This window comes from Bilophila sp. T19-St14 (assembly GCF_059728385.1).
This window is the reverse complement of sequence record NZ_BAAGFT010000001.1, coordinates 2,018,745-2,044,115: the sequence shown is the minus strand read 5'-3', so window position 1 is coordinate 2,044,115 and position 25,371 is coordinate 2,018,745. Positions and strand designations below refer to the sequence as shown.

Below are 25,371 nucleotides of genomic sequence, written 5' to 3'. Positions count from 1 at the left end.
TTATTTTTTGAACTGCTAGGTCGTGTTATTAGTTAGATATAATATATTGAAAGTATTTAATTATTTTTTAAATCGCAAAATATTATTTCAATAATTTCAAATAATTGTATGTAAATAACGACACAACCTAAAGGAATAAACGATAAAATGCCTCAGCCGTGGAGTCCTTCGGCGGAAAAACTGGAGAAAAAGGCCGTATTTTTACCATACTGTGGAGAGGAAGAAAGCGATGCAGATTACGGGCCTCATCATGGGTATTTTCATCATACTGCGGAGATGAAGCGCCATATCTTATGAATGGGCTTTATCTGTTTGGAGTTTCAGGAAAGAAAACGCCGACCCTTTGCGGGGGCACGGTTTGGGGGAAAGTTTTTTCAGGGGAGCGGGGTTGTTTGGGCTGGATGGCGGAATATGGGGAAAGGCTTGTGAATTCGTCCTGCGCGGTTGACAAGGATAGCCGTTTCGGGGCACTGTAACGGGTCATTGAATCCAACGCCTTTTGCAGGGGTGTGGACATACATATCAAGGATTTTTTTGAGGAGGCTCCATGGCGAAAGAAGATGCCATTGAAGTTGACGGCGTGGTTCAGGAAGCGTTGCCGAACGCGATGTTTCTTGTTGAGCTTGAAAACGGGCACACGGTGCTCGCCCACATTTCCGGCAAGATGCGCAAGTTTTACATCCGCATCCTGCCCGGCGACAGGGTCAAGGTGGAACTTTCCCCCTACGATTTGACCCGTGGGCGCATCACCTACCGTATGAAGTAGCCCTGACCTGCGTTGATTTCCCTTCCCCGTGGCATGATTGCCGCGGGGTTTTTGCGTTGGCGGTGTCATGGAAAATGGTTGATGCTTTTTTCCTTGAAGTTCCAAAGGAATAACCGGCAAATGTCTTAGCCGTGGATTCCGCCAAGGGGAAACTGAAGAAAAAGGCCGTATTTTTACCGCGCTGTGGAGATGGAACAGCCACATGCCATGACAGGGCCTTTACATTTGGCCCATAGCGGGGAAGGTCATGGAAGACAGAGAGATCCGCAAGGTTCTGGACGTGTTGGAGAATGCGGGCATCCGTTACCGTATGGTTTCGCATGATCCCGTATATACCATTGAAGAAATGGAGCGCCTGCACCTTGATGCCGATGCCCTGATCGCCAAGAACCTTTTCCTGCGCGATGCGCGGGGCAAGCGCCATTTCCTTGTGGTTCTCGCCAAGGACAAGGTTGTGGATCTCAAGGCGCTGCGGAGGCGGCTCGGAACAAGCGCCCTGTCCTTTGCCTCGGAAGATCGGTTGAATCGCCTTCTGGGGTTGGAAAAAGGGGCCGTGACGCCTTTGGGTATCCTGAACGACGAGGCCCGCGCCGTGGAAGTGCTCTTTGACCGCGATCTCGCCGGGCTCCCTGCCCTCGGCGTCCATCCCAACCGCAATACCGCCACCGTCTTCCTGCCGCTCGCCGATCTGGAATCCCTGATCCGCAGCCACGGCAATGCCGTTTCGTTCGTGGACATCTGAACCTCGGACAGTTCCGTTTTCCGCCTTTGCCAAAGCCTCTCGCGCGGTTCGCAACTGGAACGCCAGTAACGGCGTTTGGGGTCTCTCTCTCTCTCTCTCTCTCTCTCTCTCTCTCTCTCTCTCTCTCTCTCTCTCTCGCGCGCGCGCGCGGGTTCCTCTGAGTACCGGAGAGGGTGGCGGAATTCCAGGTGCTCTCTCGCGCGCGCGGGTTCCTCCCGCTGCCGCGTCGCCGCCTATTCCGAATTCCGCGCGCGGTTCCTCAGCCTTGCCATGATCTGAAAAGCCTGAGGGTTCTCTCCCGCGTTTCAGTCCGCCAACGGTGCGAAACAAGCAAACCCTACTGTACATGCTTGAAGGGAGGAAGGAACACGGTTCCCTCCCCCCTTCAACAATTCCTTCTTCCTCAGACGGCTATTCGGCGGACTCTTCCCCTTCCTGAAGGAAGAGTTCGATGCGGTCGCTGCCGGGAGCGATGCGGATATCCGCGCTCAGTTCCCTGCAGGCGGCTTGCGCTTCATCCTGCGCTTTCTTGGCGTCCTTTTCGCGGCATTCGGGCGAATCGGGTTCAAAATGCGTGTCATAGGGATCGGCGTTCGGGGCCGTCAGTTGGACAAGCATGTTTCGGATGGCTTCCTTGCGGACGGCGGGATCGGGGCTGATGATCGGATCATCCATATAGACGGGGCCGTCGTCGCCGAGCGCCACGTGTTTGTATGCCTTGCCGGACAGCGCGGAAAACAGTTTCTCCAATGCCCCTTCGTTGAGCGGCGTGGTCAGGGACAAGCCTATGATGTTGGTTTCCGTATCCTTGTAAAGGGAGATGATCCCGCGCCAGACGACCCCGTCGCTGGCCATCGCGGTCTTGATCGAGAAATTTTGGCTGTCGTTGTAGCTTTCCCGGCGCAGCGGGATGCCGTACATGAGGCACTCCCGTTCGCTCATGCCGCCTTTGAAGGTATCGAGCAAGGGCCCGATGGGGATGACTTCCGGCGGGTTCCGGTCGGGATCGCGCTCAAGCCCGCGATCTTTTTCCTCCCCGTCAGCGATGAACAGCGGTTCCGCTTTCCGGTAGACCTCAAGCGTGGGGTCGGGCATGCAGCTGGTATCGAGCAGATCCTCCGCTTGGAGCTCCTGCTTGATCGGGAAACTCAGGAGATAGTCGCCCATGTCCGCCTCAAGGAAGAAGCAGGGGGCTTCGGGCAGCGTGACGGCGGCTTGCTGTTCCATGTCCAGATGCCCGGTGAGCTTCCGTTCGATCCACTGTTGTTGGGGATCCTGACACCAAAGGGAAAAGCCTTCGACGGGATAGTCCATATGGTTGGCAATCGTCGCGGCGGACGCCGCAGTCCCCCCCACCATGAAGACGGCCAGCGTGAGCAGCGCAATGAGCCGGAAGCGTTTGCGCACGCCGTTTTCTACGCGTCCCGGAGCGCATGGGAAGCCCGCCGGGGAGACGCGGCGGGCGCCGGGCATGTAAGGCAAGTCCATGGAACCTCCTACAAATGGAAAGGGTTCTTTCTCCGAAAACATGAGCCTGTATACCATAAATGCAGTCAGGATCTGAAATCGTTTTTTATCTTTTTGTATCAGTGGATTAGCGTAACTGGATCTCCACCTGCGCCGTTCCGCGCCGCACGTCGGGGAGGCCGCCCTTGGAGGCGATGCCCACGCGTTTCCCCAACCCCGGCCCGTGCTTCAGGAGAAAGGCGCGCACTTCTTCCGCGCGGCTGCGGGCCAGCGCTTCCAAGTCCGCTTGCGTTACGTTTTCGAGCGCTTGCAGCTTCTGTTCCATGATGTCAGGCTCCTCGCCGCCAGCGGCTTTGCGCCCGGCGGGGGAGTCTTTGTAGACGTGCAGGAGGAAACGTTCATACTCGCCGGGTGATAGCTTTATGGTACCGGCGGGGTTGGCCGCCCGCTGCTTGGCGGGCAGGGCGGCGTGGTGCCGGGCCTGCACCTTACGGATGACCCGAAGGCGTTTCAGGCCGCGCGTGTCGCTGGCGGGCTCATACATGCCGACGAGCTCGATTTTGACGCGAGGGTGCTCTTCAAGCGCCTTGGCGATGCGTTTGAGGCGCTCTTGGGCGGCGGGGTTGATGCGGGTGTCGCCGGGAGGGAAGGCGATGACCTGAAGCGCGGGATCGTCCGGCGTCACAAGCCCGATGATGCCGCCGAGCAGCGCGAAGGGGGAGGTCACAACCTTGGTGAACAGCCCGCCGAGGGCCTTGCCCACCAGCCCGCCGACCTGCAGCGCGGCGTCGTCGAGCCGCCCGGAAATGGGGAGATCCAGCGCGATGTTGCCGCGCAGGTCTTCCAGCAGGGCAAAGCCGAGGGAGACGGGATAGTCCGGCGCGCCGGGCCGTGTGTCCTTGGGGCCGAGCACGGGCTTTTCCAGCCGGATGTGGTTGTCGAGAGAAAATGTCCAGCCGGACGTAGTGAAGGTGCTTTCAAGATCAAGGCGCCCCTGCACGACGGGATGCCCCAGATAGGCCCGCGTATAGGCGGAATAGCGGGCGAGATCCACGCCCTTGGCGGTGAAGGCCAGTTTGGCCGCCGGAGGAGTCGAGAACGGATTGCAGGAGCCGGACAGGGTAATGGGCGCGCCCCCAAGCTGCCCGGTCAGGACGATGTCGGGCAAGCCGCCGGATGAGGAAAGGCCGTTGACCGCCGCGTTGATATCCTGAACGGCGGAGATGGAACCGTGGGCCTGATCCCGGAACAGCAGGGCGGCGTCCTGAAGCCTCAGGGAGGCTACGGAAAAACGGAAGGGGGTGGGCTTTGGGGCCGTCTGCTTGGGGATGCAGTCCAGGATGTCCAGCGTCTTGTCGGCATTGAGGGCCACGTCCATACGCAGGAGATCAAGCAGCACGGCCTTGGCCTCGAAGCTTGAGGAAGCCGAAGAAAAGCGGAACGTGTCCGCGGAAAGGCGGCGGAGCAGGGCATACACTTTCTCGGTGCGGGCGTCCTTGAGCCGGAGGTCGCGCACGGTAAGGGAGCCCGAAGCCAGTATGTCGAGGCCCTTTCCTTTTTCCTCCGTGATCGCGGCGTCGAGGTTCGCGGAGAGCCTGCCGGACGGGGAGAGGTTCGTGGAGGCGCGCAGGGGCGTATCGAACCATTCGAGGGGCAGATCCGCAGCGTCCATGCCGGCGGAGAAGCGCAGGGGGACGGGGCGCAGCGTCCCTTTGAGGTTCAGGCTGCCGGACGATGCGCCGCGGGCGCGCAGGGTCAGGCTGATGGTATTGTTCAGGTCGCCGGAAAGAGGCCCGGTTTCCAGATCGAGGCTGGAGATGAGCTTTTCGGCCTTCCCTGCGGAGACGTGCTCCAGCTTGCCCTCGGCGATGCGGAAGCCGTCGGCCTTGAGTTTCCAGTCCGAGAGGAAGGTTTTTGCGGCGTCCGGCAGGGCTGCGGCAAACATCCCTTCAGGGAGGCGCGTTTGGGCGGCGGGAGCTGGTTTCCCTGTGGGTTTCTTTGCGCCGGGGACAGCCAGCCCAATGCCGCCGGAAGACGCCACGCGGACTTTGGGGGCTTCGACGGACAAGGCTTTGACCGAGGCGGAACGGGCCTGCGTGTCAAAATGCAGGCCATTGAAGGTGAGCGCCCGTACCCGGACGGCGGGGGAACCGGCATCTTTCCCGGCTTTGCGGTCGGCTGCGGAAAGGCTGCTGCCGCGCCCGAAGGACAGCGCGCTTACCGAGGCTTCGGCGTCGGTGACGGCAAGGAAGGTTCCTGATCCGGGGGTGCCGGGCGTTTTCCCGTCAGGGCCGAAGCGGACGCCGCCCTTGATCGCAATGCGTCCCAGAATGTCGTTGAGGGGCGTTTCCCCAAGCAGGGGCCGGAGCACCATGAGCGGCAGGTCGTCCACCCACAGGGAGGCATTGAGGCTCGGAGGGTTGAGCGTGCCTTCGCCGTCCACCGCGAGCACCCCTTCCGTGCTGATGCCGAAGGAGAGGCGCATGGCCGTGCGTGCGCCGGGGCGGGTGGAATATTCCGCGATGCGCCCGTCCACGCCGGTGATCTCGATCTGCTGCGTGTCCGCAAGGCCGGCGTCTACCCATGTGAAATCGGAGTTCCTGAGGATGAGATCCGCGCCTTCCACTACGAACGGCGTTTCGGGAGAAAGGTTTTCGGGGTTCGCGTCCGTCCCGCCCAGCCAGTCCGCCCAGTCGATGCGCCCGGCCTTGTCGCGGCTGACGCGCAGGTACAGGCCGTCGAGTTCCATCCCGTCCAGACGGATGCGCCGCTCGGACAGCGTAAAATCGTTCAGGCTGGCCTGCCCCTTGCGGAGCCTGCCCACGATGGAGCCTTCCGGGGCGGCGATTTCCGCATCCTCGATCTTGACCGTACCGGACAAGCTGCTCTCCACCTTCCCCAGATGCGGCTGCGACAGGGTGAAGCGCATGTCGAGCGCCACCGTGCCGCTGTTCAGGGTCAGGGGCGTGAAATCGGAAAGATAGCGCTTGAAATGCTCCATGTGCAGCGGGGCCGTGTGGATGGCGAACGTGGTGCGGAGCGTTCCGGCATCGGGTTCGGTACGGCCTTCCACGTTGATGCGCGTGCCGTTGACCAGCGCGGAGAGCGTGGGCGCAAACGGGAGATCCGCCGAATGCAGGAGCGGGACATGAAAGCCCACGTCGCTGACCGTATGGAGCATACCGACGGGGCCGTCGCGGAGCAGGATGGTTCCGCCTTCCAGATCAAGATCGCTTACGGCGAAAAGCGGGGCATCGGGTCCGGCGTCGGCCCCGTCCGGTGCGGGAAGCAGCTTGGAGAAGGAAAACAGCCCATTACCGAGATAGGTGATGTCGAGCACCGGATTGTGTACGCGGAGGGCCGCCTGAATGGGGGCGGCGTCCGCGAAAAGCCGGAGGCGTGGCCGGATGTCCAGCCGTTCGATGGTCAGCAATGCGCCGTCGGGCGTCCCCACCTCTTCAAGGTAGGGGACGCGGATGCCCCGCACGGCAATGCCGAGGGTAAACGGGTTGACCGAAAGGGATTCGATGGTGACGGGGGCGTTGACGGCCTCCGAGAGCCGGCTTTCCACGACGCCGCGCAGCACCGAGGGCGGAAGGGAAACGGCAAGGGCCGTCCACAGGGCGCAGAGGAAGCCGATCCCGACAAGGCAGGCGCGCCAGCCTTTGGCGGAACGCCGTCCCCGGCTTCGGGCCTTTTCCTCCTCGGCCTGCGCGGAAATGGGGGGACGTTGAGGGGCTTTTTGGGCGGTGCGGCGTTTCCTGCGCCGCTTGCGTTGCTTGGAAGCCATGCGCTTTTCCTGTGTCGGGTAGCAAAAAAGCCTTTCACATCCCGGATGCGGTCATGAAAGGCTCCCGTTGCCCGCCGGAGCGGAACCGGCGGGCGTAAGGGGACGGCTCCCCCAGGTTGATCCGATTAGCGGCGGTCTCCCATGAGGCGGAGCAGCATCAGGAACAGATTGATGAAGTCAAGGTAGAGGGTCAGCGCGCCGAGCAGGGCGCCGCGGCGGATGGCGGTGGCGTCGTCAAGCGGGGCGTTTTCGCCGAAGGCGCGGATCTTCTGGGTATCGTAAGCGGTCAGGCCGGTGAAGATGATCACGCCGAGGGCGCTGATCACGAAGGTCATGGCCGAACTCTGGAGGAAGATATTGACGATCATGGCGATGATCAGCCCGAAGAGGCCCATCATCATGAAGCTGCCCATGCCGGTGAGATCACGCTTGGTGACGGTGCCGTAGATGCTCATCCCGCCGAACATGGCCGCGCAGGTGACGAACGTGGACATGACGGAAGCGCCCGTATACACAAGCAGCACCGAGGACAGGAACGCACCCATCAGCGCGCTGTAGACGACGAAGAGGGCGGTGGCGGCAAACGCGGACAGCCGGGAAATCATGCCGCTCAGAACCAACGGCATGGCGAACACGGCGATGGCGAGGATGATCAGGCCGAAGGTGTTGCCGAAGATGGCGGACAGAAGGGCCGGGGAGGACGCGACGAAAAAGGCGGTCCCCGCCGTGACAAGCAGGCCGACCGTCATCCACTGGTACACATGGCGCATAAAGACGGATGCGACGCTGATGCTAGCTGACCGAGTGGAATCGCGCAAGCTTTCCATTGAATAAAACCTCCGTAAAAAATGGGGGTAAGAGAACTCTGAAATACCTTTTGGGATAATAGTCATTAAAAGGCTATGGCGCAAGTGCCCGGCATTGCAACCTCAGCGGATTTCCTGCCTGTACTGGAGCGACTGGCGCAGGGTTTCGCGGTCCATGAACTTCACTTCCGCGCCGAGCGGGATGCCCTGCGCGAGCCGGGTGACGGTCACGCCGGGGAAGCGGCGGTTGACGAGGCTCTTGACGAGCGCGCCCGTGGTTTCCGCTTCCACCGTGGCGCCGAGGGCGAGCACGACTTCACGCACCTGCCCTTCTTCCAGACGCTTGGTGAGCCGATCGAGTTCGAGGCTTTCGGCGCTCAGGTTGTCGAGCGGAGCCAGCAGGCCGCCCAAAATGAGGTAGCGGCCCTTGTAGAACGCGCCCTCTTCCAGCGTGAGCATACTGTCCCATTCCGCGACCACACACAGCAGCGAGTCGTCGCGTTCCTTGTCCGAACAGACGCTGCAGGGATCGGTTTCCGTCAGCGCCCCGCAGCGGGAGCACAGCCGCAGGTTGTCGCGCAGGTCGTGGATGCCCTTGCCGAGCCGCCGCGTTTCGGTTTCAGGCCACTTGAGCAGCGTCATGGCCACGCGCATGGCCGATTTCGGCCCAAGGCCGGGCAGCCGGGCCAACTGTTCCACGAGCGCCTTCAGCGGTTCAGGGATTCTGTGATCCATACTTCCTCATTTTGGTGGACAGAAAGATTGGGGAAGGAACCTTTTTCAGAAGGCTCCGTCATAGCATGCGGTTGTTTCATCTCCACAGCACGGTGAAAATACGGCCTTTTCCTCCGGTTTTCCCACTGGCGGAATCCGACAGCCAAGGCATTTTTCCGGTTATCCCTTTGGAACTTCAAAGAAAAAGCATCAGCCAGTTTCTGTGGCACAGCCTTCCAGAAAGCCCCAACCCTGTTATTGGTGCCGTAAACCCCGGAGGCCCGTCAACGGTACGCCCGTTTCGAGATATTCGCCTTTCCAATGAACCCCGTATTCATCCATATGAAATTTAAGGCTCTGTTATAGTTTGTGGTTGTTTTATCTCCACAGCACGGTGAAAATACGGCCTTTTTCTCCGGTTTTCCCACTGGCGGAATCCGACAGCCAAGGCATTTTTCCGGTTATCCCTTTGGAACTTCAAAGAAAAAAGCATCAGCCAGTTTCTGTGGCACAGCCTTCCAGAAAGCCCCAACCCTATTATTGATGCCGTAACCCCCGGAGGCCCGTCAACGGCACGCCCGTTTCGAGATATTCGCCTTTCCAATGAACCCCATATTCATCCATATGAAACTTAAGGCTCTGTTATAGTTTGTGGTTGTTTCATCTCCACAGTGCGGTGAAAATACAGCCTTTTTCTCCGGTTTTCCCTTGGCGGGATCCACGGCTAAGGCATTTTCCGGTTATCCCTTTGGAACTTCAAGGAAAAAAGCATCAACCATTTTCTATAACACAGCAAAATTTAAAATAAATCTTTTACAAAATCATTGAAAAGGTGAATGCCTCCCCTCTTTCCGGGCCGCCATCCGGCTGCTCCCCCTCGCTCGCGCCATCCTCTTCTCCTTCCCAACGCTTTTGACACATCGGGCTCCTGTTCCGCACATCGCTTCGGGAACGGAGGCTTTTCGGGAGAGGAAGGGGGATTTGAGGAAAACGCCTCCCTCAGGGACGCGACAACCCGCCATCCACGGTCGGACGACGGGCGACTGGCAGCCCACCGGGGGCAAAACGCATGTCCTTCGCCCCGCCCCGTCCCCAAAACGCGAAAGTCTTGGGAGGTGGAGGGGGTGGGGTTTGGGGAGGGGGAGGAGGAAGCCTTTCTTCAGAAAGGTTCCTCCTCCCCCTCCCCAATACTTTAAATAATGCCGGGCAGCTTGATGCCGCCGGTGATGGCGCTGACTTCGCGGTCCATCGTGGCGCGTCCGATGCGGAGAGCTTCGTTGACGGCGGTCAGGACGAGATCCTGAAGCATTTCCACATCGCCGCCTTCAAGGGCTTTGGGATCGATGGTGATGGACACGATGTCCTGCTTACAGGTGGCGACGACCTTGACCATGCCGCCCCCACTGGAGGCTTCGACGGTACGTTCAGCCATTTCCTGCTGCATCTTGGCGATTTTGTTCTGCATGACGCCGGCTTGGCGTACAAGATCATTCATGTTGCGCATTGCGGTCTCCTTGAAAGGATCGGTTGAGGAGAGGTTTCCGAGGAACCTCCTACGAGGGGCCCCTTCAACTCCGTGTGTGCTCCACCGGGATACACCGAATGAGAGAAGCGCCGAAAGTCTCGGTGAGAGACTTGATCACGGGGTGGGAGGCAAATTCTTTTTTCAGTTCGGCCTCGGTCTTGTGCAGCCGTTCCGGGGCGGACACCCGTACGGAGACGGACTTGCCGGAATAGTCGCTGGCCAGCCGTTCCAGTTCGGAGAGCCGTGAAGGGGCCGAAAGCTGTTCATACTGGATGGCGCTGGTTGTGGCAAGCGTCAGGACTCCTTCCGAAAATACGCCGTTCGCCTGCGTGAGCGCCGGAAGGGACAGCGTGGCGCCGCTCTGGTTCCTGCGGCAAAATTCCACGAAATCCATCCATGCTTCCGAAGGCGCGGGCACGGTGGAAGCCTGTTTTTTCTTGGACTTTGCGGGGGCGGCATCCTTCGCCGGAGCGAGGCTTTCCGCCGGGCCCGTGTCCAGAGGGTGCGGGGCGTCTATGGGCGCGACCGTCGCAGAGGGGCCGGGCTGCTCCGAGGCGGCCTGGGGAACCGTTTCCCACGGCGGCGTGCCTTGCGGGGCGGCAGACCGGGCTGGGGCGGGGGCCGCCGCAGGGCGGGGCGGGACCGGCGGGCGGGACGCTGCCGGAGCCGGGCGCGGGGGGATTGCCGAAGCCTGGGAAGGTTTTGCCGGGGATGCCTGAGGCGCGGAAAACGTGGGTTGCACCGGGGCTGCGGCAGGCGCGGGCGGTGTGGCCGGAGATGAAACCGGGGCGGCAGGCGCTGGGCGCACGGGCGCGGAAGAAACGGGCGGCGAGGGCACCGGGGCGGGGGTTGCCTGAGGCGCGGCCGGTGCGGACGGCACAGGGGCGGCGGGTGTCCCGGAAGCCGGGGCGGCCGTGGTGCGGGAGAGCGTTTCCAGCGATACGAGGCGCGGCAGCAGGGCGAGGTTCAGGAGCAGGAGTTCCAGCGCGGCGGACGGTTCAAGGCTGGTGAGCACCTGCCGCTGGCTTTCGAGCACCATCTGCCATGCGGCATGGATATACGCGGGATCGAACTGCGGCGCGAGATCCAGCAGGCGCTGCTTTTCCGCGTCCGGCATGTCGAGCGCGGCGGCTGCCGCAGCCCCGGCCTGACGGATGAGGAACAAATTGCGCCACAATGTGGTCAGTTCGCGGAGGAAAAAGCCGAGATCCACGCCGCGTTCCAGCAGCTCCTGCGTCAGCGCGGCGACGGCGAGGCAGTCCTGAGCCTTGAGCGCGTTGAGAAGGCGCTCATAGAGCTCCTGCCCGGCAAGGCCGAGCACGCTGCGGGTGGAGGCTTCGGTCAGGTTGTCGCCGCCGAGGGCCAGCGTCTGGCCGAGCAGGGACATGCTGTCGCGCACGCTTCCGGCGGCACGGCGCGCGAGGAGGCGGACGGCGTTTTCCTCGAACGGGATGCCTTCCTTGTTGAGCACGCGCGTCAGGTGGGCCATCAGTTCGGCTTCAGGGATGGCCTTGAAAATGAAATGCTGGCAACGGCTGACGATCGTGATCGGAAATTTGTGGGCCTCGGTGGTGGCGAGGATGAACGTCGCGCGCGGCGGCGGCTCTTCCAGCGTCTTGAGCAGGGCGTTGAAGGACTCGCGCGTGAGCATGTGCGCTTCGTCGATGATGAAGACCTTGTAGCGGCCTTCCATCGGCGCGTAGGCGATGGCCTCGCGCAGGCGGCGGGCGTCGTCGATGCCGCGGTTGGATGCACCGTCGATTTCCACCACGTCAACATGGTTGCCCATCGTGATGCGGCGGCACTGCTCGCACTGGTTGCAGGGCTCGCCGGTGGGGGCATGTACGCAGTTCAGCGCCTTGGCAAAGATGCGTGCGATGGTGGTCTTGCCCACGCCCCGCGTCCCGCTCAGCAGGTAGGCGGGCGCAACTTTGTCTTCCGCGGCGGCGCGGGAAAGGATGGCCTTGACGGTTTCCTGTCCCGTCACTTCAGCGAATGTCTGCGGACGGTAGCGGGCTGCGAGGGATGCGTGGCTCATGCGGTATCGTATTGCGCCGTGCGGCGAAGCCGGAACGGGGGAGGAGGCCCTCCCCCGTGGGCGGCTCTAGAACTTGTAGCTGGTCAGCCAGTGGCCGTAGCGGGGATCCTGCCCCTTGATCGCCTTGAAGTAGGCGGTCTGGAGGGCCTTTGTCACCGGGCCGGCATGGCCTTCGCCGATGGTGCGGTTGTCGAGTTCGCGGATGGGCGTCAGTTCGGCGGCGGTGCCGCTGAAGAACGCTTCGTCGGCGTAGTAGACTTCATCGCGGGTAAAGAGCTGCTCTTCCACGGTATAGCCGAGATCGCGGGCGATCTTGATGATGGAGTCGCGGGTGATGCCGTCGAGGATGGCGGTCAGCGGCGGGGTCTTGATCACGCCGTTGCGGACGATGAAGAAGTTTTCGCCGGTCGCTTCGCAGACGTAGCCGTTGGTGTCGAGCATCAGGGCTTCGTCATAACCGTCCTGCTTGACTTCCATTTTGGCGAGTACGGAGTTCACGTAGTTGCCGGCGGCCTTGGCCTTGCTCATCAGGGTGTTGACGTGCATACGGGCGAAGGAGCTGGTCTTGACGCGGATGCCCTTTTCGAGGGCTTCGGCTCCGAGGTAGGCGCCCCAGGGCCACACGGCGATGATGACGTGCGTGGGGTTGTTGCTGGGGAACACGCCCATGTCGCCCTCGCCGGCAAAGGCGAGAGGACGGATGTAGCCTTCGGAAAGCTTGTTGGCCACAACGGTTTCGACAATCGCCTTGGAAATTTCGTCGGCGGTATAGGGCATGTCGATGCCAAGGATTTTGGCGGAATTGACGAGGCGCTTGGAATGCTCCGGTAGACGGAAGACGGCGGAAGAACCGTCAGGGCAGGCGTAGGCGCGGATGCCTTCAAAGACGCCGGTGCCGTAATGCAGACCGTGGGCAAGCACATGGACTTGGGCCTGATCCCAAGGGACCAGCTTTCCGTCAAACCAGATGAATTCCGTTTTCTGAAACATGGGATTACCTCTACAACCCCGCAGGGTGAATTCGTTTGTACGCTCCGGTAGATGAAGCGTTGCGATCCGTTACGCTAAGTGAAAGCGGGGCGGGGGTCAAGAGGTGCGGTCTCTGTTCCGTGACAATCCTTTCTTTCCTGCCGGGAGGCTTTCCTTTTGGTGTAAAGCGACGTACTCTGGCGTCCCCATTCCGGGTCATATTTGCATACAAAGGGATAGCAATGGATCAGCCTCTGCCTTTTGAAATACCCAACGTGACGGTTCTGCTCCAGCCGGAGGAGCAGGTTCTTGAAATCCCCCGCCACAAGGTCAAGAATGTGAAACAGCTCCTCAAATATCTCGGCATCCGCGAGTGCACCGCTCTCGTGGCCCGCGGGCGCGAGCTGCTCACGCCCGATCGCGCCGTTCTTCCCCACGACAGCCTGCTGGTCAGGAAAGTCACCTCAAGCGGTTGATGCGCGGAGGGGAGTGGAGAGATTTGGGGAGGGGAAGGGGAACCTTTCTGGAGAAAGGTTCCCCTTCCCCTCCCCAAACCCCACCCCATCCTCTCCCAAGACTTTCGACTGGTGGGGAGGCTGCGCGGCGGAAGTTCGTTCCGCTCGGAGAGAGCGGGGCGGCTGTATGTGGGAGATATTCAGCTTTTTGATGTCTAAGAAATTATTTTAAATTTCATGTGGTTGAATACACGTTTCATTGGAAATGCGGATATCTCGCATGTGGCGTTTTATTGCTTTTGTACTGGGATAGGAAAGGATTAATGCTTTCTTTTGGGGCTCTGTTACAGTCTATGGTTGTTTTGTTTGGCTGAGTTCTAGGTCATGTCGTTAATTAGATATAATATATTGAAAATACTTATCTATTTTTTAAAAAAAATGCAAAAACTATTTTAAATAATTTAAAATGGTTACATATAAATAGCGGCGGAACCTAGGCTATTCTTTTGGAGTTTCAAGAAAAAAGCATCAACCCTTTCCTATGGCACAGCCTTTTTTGAAGTTCCAAAAGAATAACCGATGCCATACCTCCGCCATGAGCACACCGACGGAAAAATGGATAACAGTCTGTATTTCCACTATACTGTGGAGATAAAACAACCACATCGTATGACAGTGCCTATTGTTTTTGGTTCTGTCACAGCTTGATTTATGCTGTTTTAGCAAAAAGATTTTATTGTTTTTTTGAAGGTGATTGTTGGCGGGCCCAACGGTGAAAAGCGCTTTCCACGGTGTCTATTTTGAATGGCATGAAATTGAATAGCCGTTTTTTGCCCTGACAGCATCATCGGCTCCTGTGCGGAGTCTTTTATAGCCAGAAACAATTACAGTTTTTAGATTGTATCGTCAATTATGTATAATCTATTGAAAACATTTAATTATTTTTAAGTTACAAAGATATTTTTCAATAATTTTAAATGGTTGCATGAAAAATGACGACACAACCTAGAAAGGCAGGAGAGTTTTCTTTCCTGCTTTTTTTCTTGGCTGTGTCATAGAAAATGGTTGATGCTTTTTTCCTTGAAGTTCCAAAGGAGTAACCAACAAAGTACGTTAACCATAGATTCCACCAAGGGGAAAACTGGAGAAAAAGGCTGTATTTTACAGTGCTGTGGAGATGAAACAACCACATACTATGACACAGTTTCTTTAGAAAGGCAGGGGAGTTCCTCCCTGCTTTTTTATTTGAAATTCAAAGAGATAATCCGAAGCCGCCTTGGACTCCGCCAACGGGAAAACTGAAAAAAGCCAGCTTTTTCTTATTGTGAAGATGGAACAATCACGCCCCATGACATCATCTTTCTGTTTCCTGTTGCGATTATGAACTTCTGCCGCGCCGCCTCCCCACCAGTCGAAAAGTTTAGGAGGGTGAGGGGAGGGGGCTTGGGGGAGGGGTGTAGGTTGACACTAGGTTTAATCTTTAGAGAAAACCGGGAATTTATGGGAATAAAGGGGAAATAGGGTTGGCGGTACCTCTTGCGCGTCAAGGGATACCGCCTTTTCCTTTGGTGTTCAGGGGTCGGTTGTCGTGAGTCAATGCCACGTGACAACCGGCCCTCTTTTTGTCTCTTGGTTCGAGAATCCCGTCAACTTTTTACCTTTTTGGAGTAGCTGACGGGGGTATTACTCATAACGTTATATTATAATGTATGATTGCCTTTTAAGGGTACAAAAAGAACACCTATAACCTATACAAAAAGGTTGCTGCTCCCTTTTGGAAACCAGCAACCGGAACTGGCAACCTTATTCTTCACACCTCATCCCTGTCTTCTTATTACCCAAGAGATCTACAACCTAACACGGCAACTCCTATAGACAAAAATCCGGTTACAAATCTTGAGTGATTATTTGTAACCGGATTGTTAATATATATTTATAGGATCTAAGAAGTAATTTGCATTACTTTTTCAGATATTCTTTTTATTTCATCACGCATTTCGTGAAAATATAAATTTGCTACAGCTTTTTTTTGATATATACTTAGAGGGATTTCAAACTCTTCTGCCAAATTAGATACTATCCTTTCTAATAAACACAAAATATCTTGCTGTTCACTGTCAGTATATGAACCATATTCTTTAAATATAGTAGTATTAGGCTGCTGTTTATTGGCAAATATTTGCACAGATTCAGTGTCAGATACATAAGGAGGAATACCTTTTCCAAAAAGTAGCCAGTCAGAATCTACGTTAAAAATTCTACAAATCTTAGAAGAGATTGTTAAATCTGGCTCGCTTTCTCCTCTTTCGTACCTACCAACGGTGTTCTTGTGGACACCAATTTTTTCAGCAAATTCATCTCGAGATAAATTTCCACGGATATATCTTAGCCGAGAAGCTATACTATTCATGGTATCCTCCTAAAATTACATAAGAATACCACAAAAGGTATCATCATTCATTTTTTTTGTTTGACAAAAAACAAAAAATGAATAAAAAATACCTTAAGCGGTATCTTTAAAACCTTTCCTGTTTTTCAGGATACCTGCCTTGGCGCACCCGGTCAACAAGCCCGGATGCGCCCCCCAAAAAAAGCCATCGAAACCAAAGAGCATCGGGCGCGCAAGCGAAAAGCCCTTTCGGTTTCATCATATGGGCGATGCCAGCCAGAAGAGGATCAATACGCGACACCAAGCGTCCGGGGTGAAGCGTTCGAGTCCAGGCTGTCGTCGCCCTTCCTCATTTACAGCACGGACGCCCGCCGTGCCTTCATCCGCAACCACACGGAAAAGGAGGCAAAACACCATGTCCACCATCGCCGAAACGCAATACAACCGCTGGTTCACTCCGGTTGAGATTGCCGAGCTTCTCGAGGTTCCCCTGAAGTCCTGTAACAACATGATCAAGGGGCATCGCCTTGAGGAAATGGTTACCGAGACGACTCATACCGATTGGGAAGGGGGGGTCAAGCACAGTAAGAAGACCCTCTATGACGTGCGCGATTTCCCGGAAGAAACGCTCAACTTCTTTGCGTACGCCCTTCTCGACGCTGAGGAAGGCGACGTTCCGCCGCTTCTCATGCGCTGCGATCACCTTGCCGGAACGATGCAGGGAATTTTTCCGGAAATCAAGCGGGACGTGCTGATGGCGGCGTTTTATCGCGCTCAGATGCTTTCGTATGCGTGGGACCTTTCACAGTGTCTCGCCAAGGATTTCTACGAAATGATGGAATGCGTATGCGTGTATTACGGTTGCCCCGAGCATTTTCTGGCCGGACTCATTGAGCGCGTGGTTCCTTCCGAAAAGGAAAGGGAGGCGTTCCTGTGTGTCCGTGAGGTTCAGGTTATGGCGTTCGTCAACTACTACGCCAAGGGAACCGAGGCTCTTTTCCCAGAATTTGCCAAGAGAGACAAGGTATAACACCTTTTTCCAGGATTCGCATCATGGATATGCCTCTTCGCCAGCGTTCTTTCAGCACCGCCGAGCTTGCCGATATTTTCGGCATCACTCGTCAGGCGGTCTTGAAGCGCGCCGTGAAGTGGGAATCCGAGAAGCGCATGGGAAGAGGCGGAGGAAAGGTCTGGAAGTTCGCCAGCATGAGCGAAGAGGAACAGCACCGCATCAGCACGTATGTACTGAATGATCCGCAAAAGCGTTTTATACCTGATCCGCTGGCTCTGGCGGCTCAGAAAGTCATGTTGAAGGACGCTTGGGAACGCTACGAAAAGAAGTCCGCGAAGGCGAAGGAGCGGGCCATGTACCGCTACAAGCTGCTTTTTGAAGCCTGGGAACTCCATTGTGAGGGCTCGACCATGAAGGCGGCTTTTGAGCTGGTGGCGGCGAAGTACGATGAACGCGTGGCGAACCTCAGACGCTGGTACTACGGCACGAGACACAAGCCCGGCGTACGCGGCCTTGACCCCAAAGACTGGCTCCCCGTGCTGGCGGACGACTACAAGGGCCGTACTGCTTGCGCCGCCTGTTCCGAAGAGGCCTGGAAGTGGCTTGTGGCGGACTTTTTCCGCCGTGAAGAGCCGCCTTTCACGATTTCCTACGAGCGCCTTGCCCGGCTCGCCGCCGAAAAAAGTTGGGAAATCCCCTGTGAACGCACGCTTAGGCGGCGTATGAAGCGGGAATACACCCAAGCCGAAATCACCTATGCCCGCAAGGGAACGCTTGCGTACTCCTTCCCACGGGAAGAGCGCAGGCGTGATTCCTTTCGGGCTGGTGAAGCGGTTTCCGGCGACGGCCTCAAGTTCGACTCGTTTTATGTGATTTTCCCGGACGGCGAAGTGGTGGGCACCACCACGGGCTGGTTCTGGGAAGATGTCTATTCCGGTAAGATTCTCGCCTACGAAGTGGACAAGACGGAAAATACCGATATGTTCCGCAAGGCTACGTACAAGCTGACCGGGGTGTGTCTTCCCAGGTATGCGTGGCTCGACAATACCCGTGTCGCCGCGAACAAGAGCATGACCGGACAGGCTGACAACCGCCACCGCTTCACGAATCAGGAAACGGACCCCGTGGGCATTTTGAAGCTTGCCGGAATGATTCCCCAGTTCACCAATCCCGATCAGGAAATGTCCAACCCCGGCGCGAAGCCCATTGAACGGGCTTTTGGCATCGGCGGCATCCATGAGCGGCTGCGTACGTGGCCTTCTCTGGCCGGGCGTGGGCATTCGCTCAATACGGCGATTCATCTTGAAGAATTCCTTGAATGCCTTGAACTGGTTGTACGCGAATACAACGCGAAGACCGGACGCCGTGGCGGTATCTGCAACGGAAGAAGCTTTGACGAGGTGTTCAACACGGACTTCTCCGAAGCCGCCGCCCGTAAAGCTTCCCCGGAAATCCGCCGCCTGCTGCTGCACGATCAGGAAGTGTGTAAGGTTTCTCGCGAGGCCACCGTCCGCATCAAGGCCGGACGCGGCGACGACAGTCATAGATACTACGCCGAAATGCTTGCGCAGTTCGTCGGCGAACACGTCGCGGTCATGTTCAACCCCGACGATCTGACGGTTCCCGTGCGGATTTACAGCCTGGCCGGAAAGTACCTGTGCGAAGCCCGCTGGCTTCCCGCCGTGGGCTTCAAGGACAAGGCCGCCGGACGCGAGCTTTCCCGCGAACGCAAGCGGCACAACAAGCTCGTCAAGAAGACCGTCGCTTCCGCCAAGCGTATCAGCGACATTGAGCGCCAGCAGCTGAACGCCACCGTTCCTTATAACGAAATTTCCCAACCCGCCCATTCAACTACCGTTCTCGCGCCTTTTGAGGTGCAGAGGAAGCTTGACGGCGTAGCCGATACGGAAAAGCAGGTTGCCCTTCAGGAACGCTTGCGCCGGAATATGGGCGGGGAACCTGTCAGAGACGTTGCCTGATGGAAACATCCGGCGACAGGATGAAAAACCCTTTTTTTGCAAGGACGGACGCATGGAACCTTGTACAATCTCTCCCGAAAACGGACAATCCCCCCTCAATGAGGAAACCTTGCGGGCGGCGGTTCTGGAAGAACTTTCCCGCAGCGGCATGAGCCAGACCAAGCTTGCCAAGGAATCAGGCATCAATCAGGCGCGGCTTTCGCAGTGGCTTGGCGGGAAGTACAGAGGTGACAACCAGGCCGTTGCCCGCGAGCTGGATCGCTGGTTGAAGCTCACCGTAGAGCGCCGGGAACAAAAGGTTTCCGGGATTCTCGCGGCTCCCCCCGAATGGCAGCGGACGCCTTCCGCAAAGCGGATTCTCGACACGCTCCGTTTCGCCCAAGCGAACGGCGATATAACCCTGATTTACGGCGGAGCGGGGGTTGGAAAGACCTGCACGGCGAACCAGTACAGGGAAAACAATCTCAACGTCTGGATTGCCACCATGAGCCCGGCCCTTTCCAGCGTTACGGCGGTCCTGGAGCGCGTTTGCGCATCCATCGGGATACTGGAGATACCAAGCGGCGCTTCAAGGGCGGAAACGGCGATTGTGGCCCGTCTGACGGGTAGCCGTGGGCTTTTGATCGTGGATGAAGCCCAACATCTTGCCGTTTCCGGCGTTGAGGCATTGCGCAGCATTCACGACGCGAGCGGCATCGGCCTTGCCCTCATCGGCAATGAAACGGTGTACGCCCGAATCACGGGCGGCAGCCGCAAGGCCAATTTTGCGCAGCTTTTCAGCAGAATAGGATACAGGGTCAACCTTTCCGCGCCTTCCGCCGCCGATGTGGAAACCATTCTTGACGCATGGCACATCCAGGAGAAAAGAGCGCGCCGTTTCTGCTCCGAAATCGCGGCACGGGCCGGGGCGTTACGCAGCCTTACCAAGGTTCTTCGTATTGCCAGCATGACCCGCGAAACACCGGAAGAAGCCATTGATTACGACATGATACAGGTTGCCTGGCTGGAGCTTGGCGGAACGATCTAGGAGGTCTCCCATGAAGATGCAAACGATGTTTTCTCAGGTGGTTATTGAAGATATGGCGGGCTTGAAGTCCGTTCTCGGCGAACAGTTCGGGCGGTATGTCCGGCACGGACGAAACGCCGCCCAGGAACTGGTTGCGCTGGTCATGGACGGCGATAACCCGCTTTCCCGGCGGATTGCCCCTTTCCTCAGCATTTCCGCTTGAAGCGAAACGGCCCTTTCGGGGCCGTCTGTCCGGCGTGGTGGCCGGATACTGACGAGCAGCCAATAAAGGATGGGGAGATATGGAAGGCGACATCAGAAAAGTGAATATTGATTTGGTTGAACAAGTTGATCAAATTGAGAATGTCATATCTCAATTGATTATGTTCAGTGAATTACTTGAATCCGGTAAAGACGGTAGCGATCTTAATCTCTCCGCGATTGGTCGCTGTGGGCTCTGTCTCCTTCTAGGGGGGATCGTAAAAACACTTGAAGATGTCAGCCATACCATTCAGAGGGGAAAATAGCATGAGCCATGATCCCAGATTGCTTTCCGCTGACCTTAAAAGGCAATCCTGCGCCGTCGCTCTGATCATGGAGTTGATGGAGCATTGCGGTTACGCACAGATGACGCTTACGGAAGAAGCTCAGGTCGGTTTGGCAACGCTTCTTTCGGATACCAACAATCTTCTCAAGGCGGCAGTTAAAGAATTTCCCCCCCCCCCGGACGCCCAATAACGAGGCGATATGAGTTCCGTATGGGTTTCGGAAGCCGATTGCATCGGCATGTTTGGACAGGAGGACGGACGCAAATTCATAGACAATTTCTGCGGCACTACCTTCCTGATTCCCCAGAAGATCATTGCTGAAAATTCCGTATGCAAGGTCATGGGAATGGAGCACATGGCCACGTTATGCAGGGAATACGGGGGATGCCGTATAACCGTTGCCGGAACGGGGAAGGCAATCAACAAAAAAGAGCAGATTATTTCTTTATTCGCGAAAGGATTGACGAATACGGAAATCGCCAGGGAGGTGAAGGTAAGCGATCGCTATGTGCGGCTTATCGTATCCCCCATCCGGTCATCCCGACGCCAATGACCCTTTAAAAAGAGTTTAACTATTTTTTACAGAGGTATTTTATGCTTATTAACGCTTCCAATATCCAAAATCTTTTTTTCGGTTTCTCCGCGGCATTCCAGCAAGGTTGGGACGGCGCAACCAGCCAGTACAGCCGTTTTTGTCTGGACGTTCCTTCCCAGACGTCGGAAAATGAATACGCTTGGCTCGGGCAATTTCCCGGAATGCGGGAATGGCTCGGCGATCGCCTGATCAAGAACCTGAGAGCTCATTCCTACACCATCAAAAACAAGAACTTCGAATCCACCGTATCCGTCAATCGGAACAATATTGAAGACGACAGATACGGCGTTTACGGCCCGATTTTCAGGGCATTGGGCGAAGAGGCCGCCACGCATCCCGACAAACTCGTATACGGCCTCATGTCCGAAGGCACCGTGCAGACATGCTATGACGGAAAGCCGTTTTTCAGCACGGAACACCCCGTAATCGTGGACAACAAGGCGCAAAAGGTTTCCAACCTGTTGCAGCCCGAATCCTCCGAAGGCCCCGCGTGGTATCTGCTTTGTACAACCCGCGCCATGCGTCCGTTCATTTTCCAGAAGCGCCGGGAGTATAAGCTGGTGGCTCTGGACAAGGAAAACGACGAAAACGTATTTTTCCGGAATGAATACCTTTACGGCATTGATGCCCGCGTAAACGCCGGATACGGCCTTTGGCAGCTTGCCGTATGCTCCACGTTCGGCCTGGACGCCGACAGCTACGCCGCCGCTCGCTCCACAATGGCCTCCTATATAGCGGATAACGGAAAGAAGCTCGGCATTGTTCCCGATTTGCTGGTGGTGCCTTCCGAACTGGAAAAGGATGCCCGCCTTTTGCTCAACTGCGAGCAGATCAACAGTTCCTCCAATCCCTGGCACGGTTCGGCGGAACTTCTGGTTTCTCCCTGGCTGTAACGTCGGAAAACTGCCTGTTGGTATGGCCTTAATACGAGGCAGCGCCGCGATTAAGGAACGACACGGCGAAAAAAGGCCAACCCGGATTCCAGAGTCCGAAAAAGCGGTTTAAGCCCGTTCTGGAACCACAGTATCGGTTCTGTGGTTAGAGGTGCTCCTGGAAGCTTGCCCGTGCTGAAAAGTGCGGGTAAGCTGTTTTTTAAGCGGATGTGACACGGTAATATTCTCCCAGCCGTAGCACGGGACAACCCGGAGCGCTATGTGGGGTTGCCGCTAAAGCGGGCCGGGGGGCCCCACCATCCACCACCGAACAGGCGCGACACGGTGATATTCTGGCCGCCGTAGCACGGGAAACCGGAGCGCATTGCGGGGTTGCCGCTAAAGCGGAAGCCAGGCCCCGCCGCCTGTTCTCTGGGAACTGTGCTTTGGCATTCAGTTCCCTTCTCGAAAAGAAAGGGCATCTCTCAACGAGGTGCCCTTTCTTAGAAAATTGAAAGTTGCATTTCATGTGTCAAAGAAGTGTAAACCTAGTGTCTGCATACAGGGAGGGGAGAGGGAGCCCTTTTTAAAGGGGGCCCTCTCCCCTCCCCCAAAATATCCCCATTTCCGCTCAATGCATAGGCATCATCCGATGATAGCCGCGCATCATGCCGCGGTGCATCGGGCAGGGCGTGTAGCCGTCCGAGCAGGTTCCGCGCTGGATGGAAAGGCCGAGCTCGCTGGCGAGGCGATCAGCCATCATGTCGTGAACCTTGATCATCTGCGTGTGAAGCGAAGCGACCTCGGCGGCTGCCTTGGCAATGGCCTCCTCATTCATGTTGGGCATGCTCGCCATCGTATCAAGCTGAAGGCGCTTGGCCATCATCTTTTCGCGCAAGGGCAGCATGGCCTCCTCCGCCGACTTGATTATTTCGTTGTATTTTGCCTGCTTTTCAGGCGTCAGGGACTGGTAGGCCGCGTTGCCGTCAAAGGCGCCGACGGGCGGCATCATGCCGTTCCCAGCGGAGACGGCAGCAGCAGGGGCCGTTTCAGCGGCCTGAACGAAGTCCGCCCCGACGCAGGCAATGGAAGCCGTCAGAACCAGAAAAAGGAACGCTTTCAGATAAGGACGCATATCCCAAACCTCCGTTACGTATTGTTCCCAAGAGCATAGGAGGCGCAACGGGGCGAAACAATGATTGTTTCGATGAGAGTGTCAGGTGCCCTTGGAGGAGATGAAAAGGGGATGGGGAGGTTGCGGGGCTGACAAAGGGGCCGCAAGGTTTAGGAGGCGGGGAGGAAACTGTTCATGCATGAGAGGCGGGGGAAGGCCGGGAGCAGCGGGTGGGGAGAACGGCGGGCAGAAAGAAAGGACTCCGGCTGTGCTGGAATCCTTCTGCGTTGTTCTGGTCGGAGCGACTGGATTCGAACCAGCGACCCCCTGGTCCCAAACCAGGTGCGCTACCAAACTGCGCCACGCTCCGTTACGGCTCACGCCGTCCCGCAAGACGGCGTGAGCATTCAGAAAGCAAACTTATTTCGCGATAACGCGGAAGTCGTCGCGGCGGTTCTTTTCCCACACGGCGGGGCCGGTGCCTTCAACGGCGGGACGTTCCTTACCGAAGGAGATCATTTCCATCTGGTCGGGGTTCACGCCGAGCATGACGAGGTATTCGTAAGCGGCGCGGGCGCGGCGTTCGCCGAGGGCGAGGTTGTATTCCTGAGTGCCGCGGGCGTCGCAGTTGCCTTCGATGCGCACGCGGATGCTGGGATAAGCCTTCATGAGCTCAGCCTTCTGGCGGAGCATGTCGCGGGATTCGGCCTTGATGTCGGACTTGTCAAAGTCGAAGTACACGACACCATCGGTGATCGCCTGAGCGGCGCGTTCGATAGCGGCGTTGGCGGCGCTGTTGTCGTCGGCGGTGACGGCGGGAGCCACATCAGCGCCAGTCTGCTTTTTCGCGCAACCAAAACCAGCACCCATAGCCACAACGAGAGTCACAACGAGAGCCAAACGTTTGAAAGTGTTCATCTCTTTTTCCTCCTGAGCGAGTTTCCCCGCACAGAAAAACGGTTGATAAAATTCCTTCTTCCTTGCGTATGCTACCCTGCACACGCAAGGGCTGAAGGTTATTCCGGCAAACCTGTATTGTCAAGCGAGTGGGAGACGGTTTCAGTGATTTCCCGCGAAGATTTACGAGGAAAAAACATGGCTGCGGAAGGCCGCTCCCGCCCATTTCCGCCTATCTAAAAAACGCTCCCTTTTCCGTCAAGCCCGGCTAGCGGGGGATTGCGCCCCAACGGGGGAACGAGGCGTCTCCGCTGCCCGTGGGCACTTTCTTCGCGTCGCCGCCGTGCCGGGTCGTCAGGTAAATCTGGTTTTGGCCGCTCCGGTTGGAGGTGAAGGCGATGAAATAGCTGTCCGGCGCGAAGGAGGGCAGCACGTCATTGCCGGGGCCGAAACTGATCTGCTGTTCCGTGCCTGTGGTCAGCTCCTGCACAAAGATGCGGTTTCCTTCCGAGGTGAGGCGCGAAAAGGCGATCAGCGTCCCATCGGGGCTCATGCTGGGCTCGGTATTGTAGCTGCCCTGCTTGGTCACGCGGGAGACGGAGCCGGAGGCCATATCCTTCATGAAGATCTGCGGCCCGCCCATGCGGTTGGACGTGAAGGCCATCTTGGTGCCGGCGGCATCGAAGGTCGGCGACACGTTGATGGTGCCGTTGGCTTCAAGCGTGCGTTCCTTCTGGAAGGCGTGGTTGAGCATGAAAATGTCGGGGTTTTTGCCGGTGGAGAGGCTTACCGCGACTTTGTTGCCGGGGGTGAAGGTGGGGCCGATGACGGTGTTGCCGGGGAAGCGGATACGCTGGACGCGGTTGGTCAGGCGATCCCACACGCCGAGGGCGTGGCTTTTGTCGTCCATGTGGCTGAATACGATGAAGCGGCCGTCGAGCGACCACGACGGGGACATGGCGATGCCGGGGATATCGGTGATCTTGCGGAGGTTGCGGCCGGTGGGCTTGGTGATCCACACGTCGCGCTTGTTCTTGCCGCTGTTCTTCACAAAGGCGAGTGTGGAAAGGAAGAAGTCGCCGTGTCCGGTGAGGGCTTTCATAAGGTCGGCGCAGAAGCGGTCGGCCACATCCTGCACTTCTCCTTTGGTTACGCCGCTGTAGGCGTTGCCGAACACGAACTGCCCGGAAAAGGTTTCATAAACGCGCAGTTCGACGGTGGAGCCGGGCTTGTCGCCCTGAGGCCAGCCGGCGGTGACGAGCAGGTCTGCCCCCGCAAGCTGGAAGCGTTTGAAATCGACGTTCGGGGGCTGGTAGCCGGGGAGGATCGTGCCGCCGAGGACGGCCTTGGGATCCGTCAGCCGCATGAAGGGCAGGAAGCTCAAGTTGTCATGGATGGCGGCGTCGAGCTCCTTGCCAAGCCCTTGGGCAGGCTGGCCGGTGCTGAGCGGGGCGGCCATGGCCAGATTGACGATGTTCTGGCCGGGCCCGTAGATGTCGATCTGCATGGCGGCTTTTGAGGAGCCGGCGGCGCAGGCCATCACAAGGCCGAGCAGAAGCAGCACTTGGGAAAACAGGCGGAATGGTTTCATGATGCCTTTAAAGGGGTTGAGGTGAACGGGAGGGCCTCCCGCAGGGTTTGGCTTACCGCTTTTTCGGTAAAAAGGTCTTCCGTTTTTGCCACGGAA

General features: G+C 57.4%; 23 protein-coding genes, 1 tRNA gene and 1 other RNA gene. 12 read left to right on the top strand and 13 right to left on the bottom strand.

Annotated features, from left to right (window positions below):
- Positions 1-547 precede the first annotated feature (547 nt).
- Positions 548-766, top strand: coding sequence for a translation initiation factor IF-1 (infA, locus tag AC6I1V_RS08745; RefSeq protein ID WP_005028298.1), 219 nt, complete (start codon positions 548-550; stop codon positions 764-766).
- Positions 767-1,013: 247 nt separating this feature from the next.
- On the top strand, positions 1,014-1,508 hold the full coding sequence (locus AC6I1V_RS08740; protein WP_486854549.1) for a prolyl-tRNA synthetase associated domain-containing protein: 495 nt from the start codon (positions 1,014-1,016) through the stop codon (positions 1,506-1,508).
- 411 nt (positions 1,509-1,919) lie between these two features.
- Here AC6I1V_RS08740 and AC6I1V_RS08735 read toward each other — a convergent pair whose 3' ends face one another.
- From AC6I1V_RS08735 to AC6I1V_RS08700, 8 genes are all read right to left on the bottom strand, one after another.
- Positions 1,920-2,996, bottom strand: coding sequence for a hypothetical protein (locus AC6I1V_RS08735; protein ID WP_486854550.1), 1,077 nt, complete (start codon positions 2,994-2,996; stop codon positions 1,920-1,922).
- A 106-nt stretch (positions 2,997-3,102) separates the two neighbouring features.
- On the bottom strand, positions 3,103-6,765 hold the full coding sequence (locus AC6I1V_RS08730) for a DUF748 domain-containing protein (RefSeq protein ID WP_486854551.1): 3,663 nt from the start codon (positions 6,763-6,765) through the stop codon (positions 3,103-3,105).
- A gap of 125 nt (positions 6,766-6,890) precedes the next feature.
- Complete coding sequence (locus tag AC6I1V_RS08725; protein ID WP_308772325.1) at positions 6,891-7,592, bottom strand: Bax inhibitor-1/YccA family protein; 702 nt, start codon at positions 7,590-7,592, stop codon at positions 6,891-6,893.
- Between the two features lie 102 nt (positions 7,593-7,694).
- Complete coding sequence (gene recR / locus AC6I1V_RS08720) at positions 7,695-8,306, bottom strand: recombination mediator RecR (RefSeq protein WP_308772324.1); 612 nt, start codon at positions 8,304-8,306, stop codon at positions 7,695-7,697.
- Entirely contained in the window at positions 8,279-8,515 is a 237-nt protein-coding gene (locus tag AC6I1V_RS08715; RefSeq protein ID WP_497736964.1) for a hypothetical protein, read from the bottom strand. Before AC6I1V_RS08715 ends, recR begins: the two co-directional genes overlap by 28 nt.
- Before the next feature lie 962 nt (positions 8,516-9,477).
- Positions 9,478-9,789, bottom strand: a complete 312-nt coding sequence (locus AC6I1V_RS08710; RefSeq protein ID WP_302552922.1) for a YbaB/EbfC family nucleoid-associated protein — start codon at positions 9,787-9,789, stop codon at positions 9,478-9,480.
- Between the two features lie 64 nt (positions 9,790-9,853).
- A complete protein-coding gene (dnaX, locus tag AC6I1V_RS08705) occupies positions 9,854-11,848 on the bottom strand; it encodes a DNA polymerase III subunit gamma/tau (protein ID WP_486854178.1) in 1,995 nt (664 codons plus the stop codon).
- 66 nt (positions 11,849-11,914) lie between these two features.
- Positions 11,915-12,838 carry a branched-chain amino acid transaminase gene (locus AC6I1V_RS08700; RefSeq protein WP_308772089.1) on the bottom strand — a complete coding sequence of 308 codons (924 nt, stop codon included), beginning with the start codon at positions 12,836-12,838 and terminating at the stop codon, positions 11,915-11,917.
- A 221-nt stretch (positions 12,839-13,059) separates the two neighbouring features.
- Between AC6I1V_RS08700 and AC6I1V_RS08695 the strand changes: the two genes are divergently transcribed.
- Complete coding sequence (locus AC6I1V_RS08695) at positions 13,060-13,293, top strand: hypothetical protein (RefSeq protein ID WP_302552919.1); 234 nt, start codon at positions 13,060-13,062, stop codon at positions 13,291-13,293.
- 1,921 nt (positions 13,294-15,214) lie between these two features.
- On the opposite strand, the gene AC6I1V_RS08690 is transcribed toward AC6I1V_RS08695, so the two are convergent.
- Complete coding sequence (locus AC6I1V_RS08690) at positions 15,215-15,682, bottom strand: helix-turn-helix domain-containing protein (RefSeq protein ID WP_486854179.1); 468 nt, start codon at positions 15,680-15,682, stop codon at positions 15,215-15,217.
- 394 nt (positions 15,683-16,076) lie between these two features.
- Here AC6I1V_RS08690 and AC6I1V_RS08685 point away from each other — a divergent pair, with 394 nt between their 5' ends.
- The 9 genes from AC6I1V_RS08685 (at position 16,077) to AC6I1V_RS08645 (ending at position 21,694) form a co-directional block, all read left to right on the top strand.
- Positions 16,077-16,691, top strand: coding sequence for a hypothetical protein (locus AC6I1V_RS08685; protein ID WP_486854180.1), 615 nt, complete (start codon positions 16,077-16,079; stop codon positions 16,689-16,691).
- Positions 16,692-16,714: 23 nt separating this feature from the next.
- Positions 16,715-18,652, top strand: coding sequence for a transposase domain-containing protein (locus AC6I1V_RS08680; protein WP_486854181.1), 1,938 nt, complete (start codon positions 16,715-16,717; stop codon positions 18,650-18,652).
- A 52-nt stretch (positions 18,653-18,704) separates the two neighbouring features.
- Positions 18,705-19,679 carry an AAA family ATPase gene (locus AC6I1V_RS08675; protein ID WP_486854182.1) on the top strand — a complete coding sequence of 325 codons (975 nt, stop codon included), beginning with the start codon at positions 18,705-18,707 and terminating at the stop codon, positions 19,677-19,679.
- A 10-nt stretch (positions 19,680-19,689) separates the two neighbouring features.
- Positions 19,690-19,881: a hypothetical protein gene (locus AC6I1V_RS08670; RefSeq protein ID WP_486854183.1), complete on the top strand. Its 192-nt coding sequence runs from the start codon at positions 19,690-19,692 to the stop codon at positions 19,879-19,881.
- An RNA gene (locus tag AC6I1V_RS08665) (hammerhead ribozyme type II) lies at positions 19,881-19,946 on the top strand. Before AC6I1V_RS08670 ends, AC6I1V_RS08665 begins: the two co-directional genes overlap by 1 nt.
- A 14-nt stretch (positions 19,947-19,960) precedes the next feature.
- Positions 19,961-20,185: a hypothetical protein gene (locus AC6I1V_RS08660; protein ID WP_486854184.1), complete on the top strand. Its 225-nt coding sequence runs from the start codon at positions 19,961-19,963 to the stop codon at positions 20,183-20,185.
- 1 nt (position 20,186) lies between these two features.
- Positions 20,187-20,396: a hypothetical protein gene (locus AC6I1V_RS08655; RefSeq protein WP_486854185.1), complete on the top strand. Its 210-nt coding sequence runs from the start codon at positions 20,187-20,189 to the stop codon at positions 20,394-20,396.
- Positions 20,397-20,405: 9 nt separating this feature from the next.
- Positions 20,406-20,759, top strand: a complete 354-nt coding sequence (locus tag AC6I1V_RS08650) for a hypothetical protein (RefSeq protein WP_486854186.1) — start codon at positions 20,406-20,408, stop codon at positions 20,757-20,759.
- 41 nt (positions 20,760-20,800) lie between these two features.
- Positions 20,801-21,694, top strand: a complete 894-nt coding sequence (locus AC6I1V_RS08645; protein WP_486854187.1) for a Mu-like prophage major head subunit gpT family protein — start codon at positions 20,801-20,803, stop codon at positions 21,692-21,694.
- A gap of 610 nt (positions 21,695-22,304) precedes the next feature.
- Here AC6I1V_RS08645 and AC6I1V_RS08640 read toward each other — a convergent pair.
- The 4 genes from AC6I1V_RS08640 to AC6I1V_RS08625 all read right to left on the bottom strand — a co-directional run bounded on the left by AC6I1V_RS08640 (position 22,305) and on the right by AC6I1V_RS08625 (position 25,275).
- Complete coding sequence (locus AC6I1V_RS08640) at positions 22,305-22,808, bottom strand: periplasmic heavy metal sensor (protein ID WP_486854188.1); 504 nt, start codon at positions 22,806-22,808, stop codon at positions 22,305-22,307.
- 272 nt (positions 22,809-23,080) lie between these two features.
- A tRNA-Pro gene (locus AC6I1V_RS08635) sits at positions 23,081-23,157 on the bottom strand.
- 50 nt (positions 23,158-23,207) lie between these two features.
- Positions 23,208-23,705: a peptidoglycan-associated lipoprotein Pal gene (gene pal, locus AC6I1V_RS08630; protein WP_302552917.1), complete on the bottom strand. Its 498-nt coding sequence runs from the start codon at positions 23,703-23,705 to the stop codon at positions 23,208-23,210.
- A 247-nt stretch (positions 23,706-23,952) separates the two neighbouring features.
- Positions 23,953-25,275 carry a translocation protein TolB gene (locus tag AC6I1V_RS08625; RefSeq protein WP_486854189.1) on the bottom strand — a complete coding sequence of 441 codons (1,323 nt, stop codon included), beginning with the start codon at positions 25,273-25,275 and terminating at the stop codon, positions 23,953-23,955.
- Between the last annotated feature and the right edge of the window lie 96 nt (positions 25,276-25,371).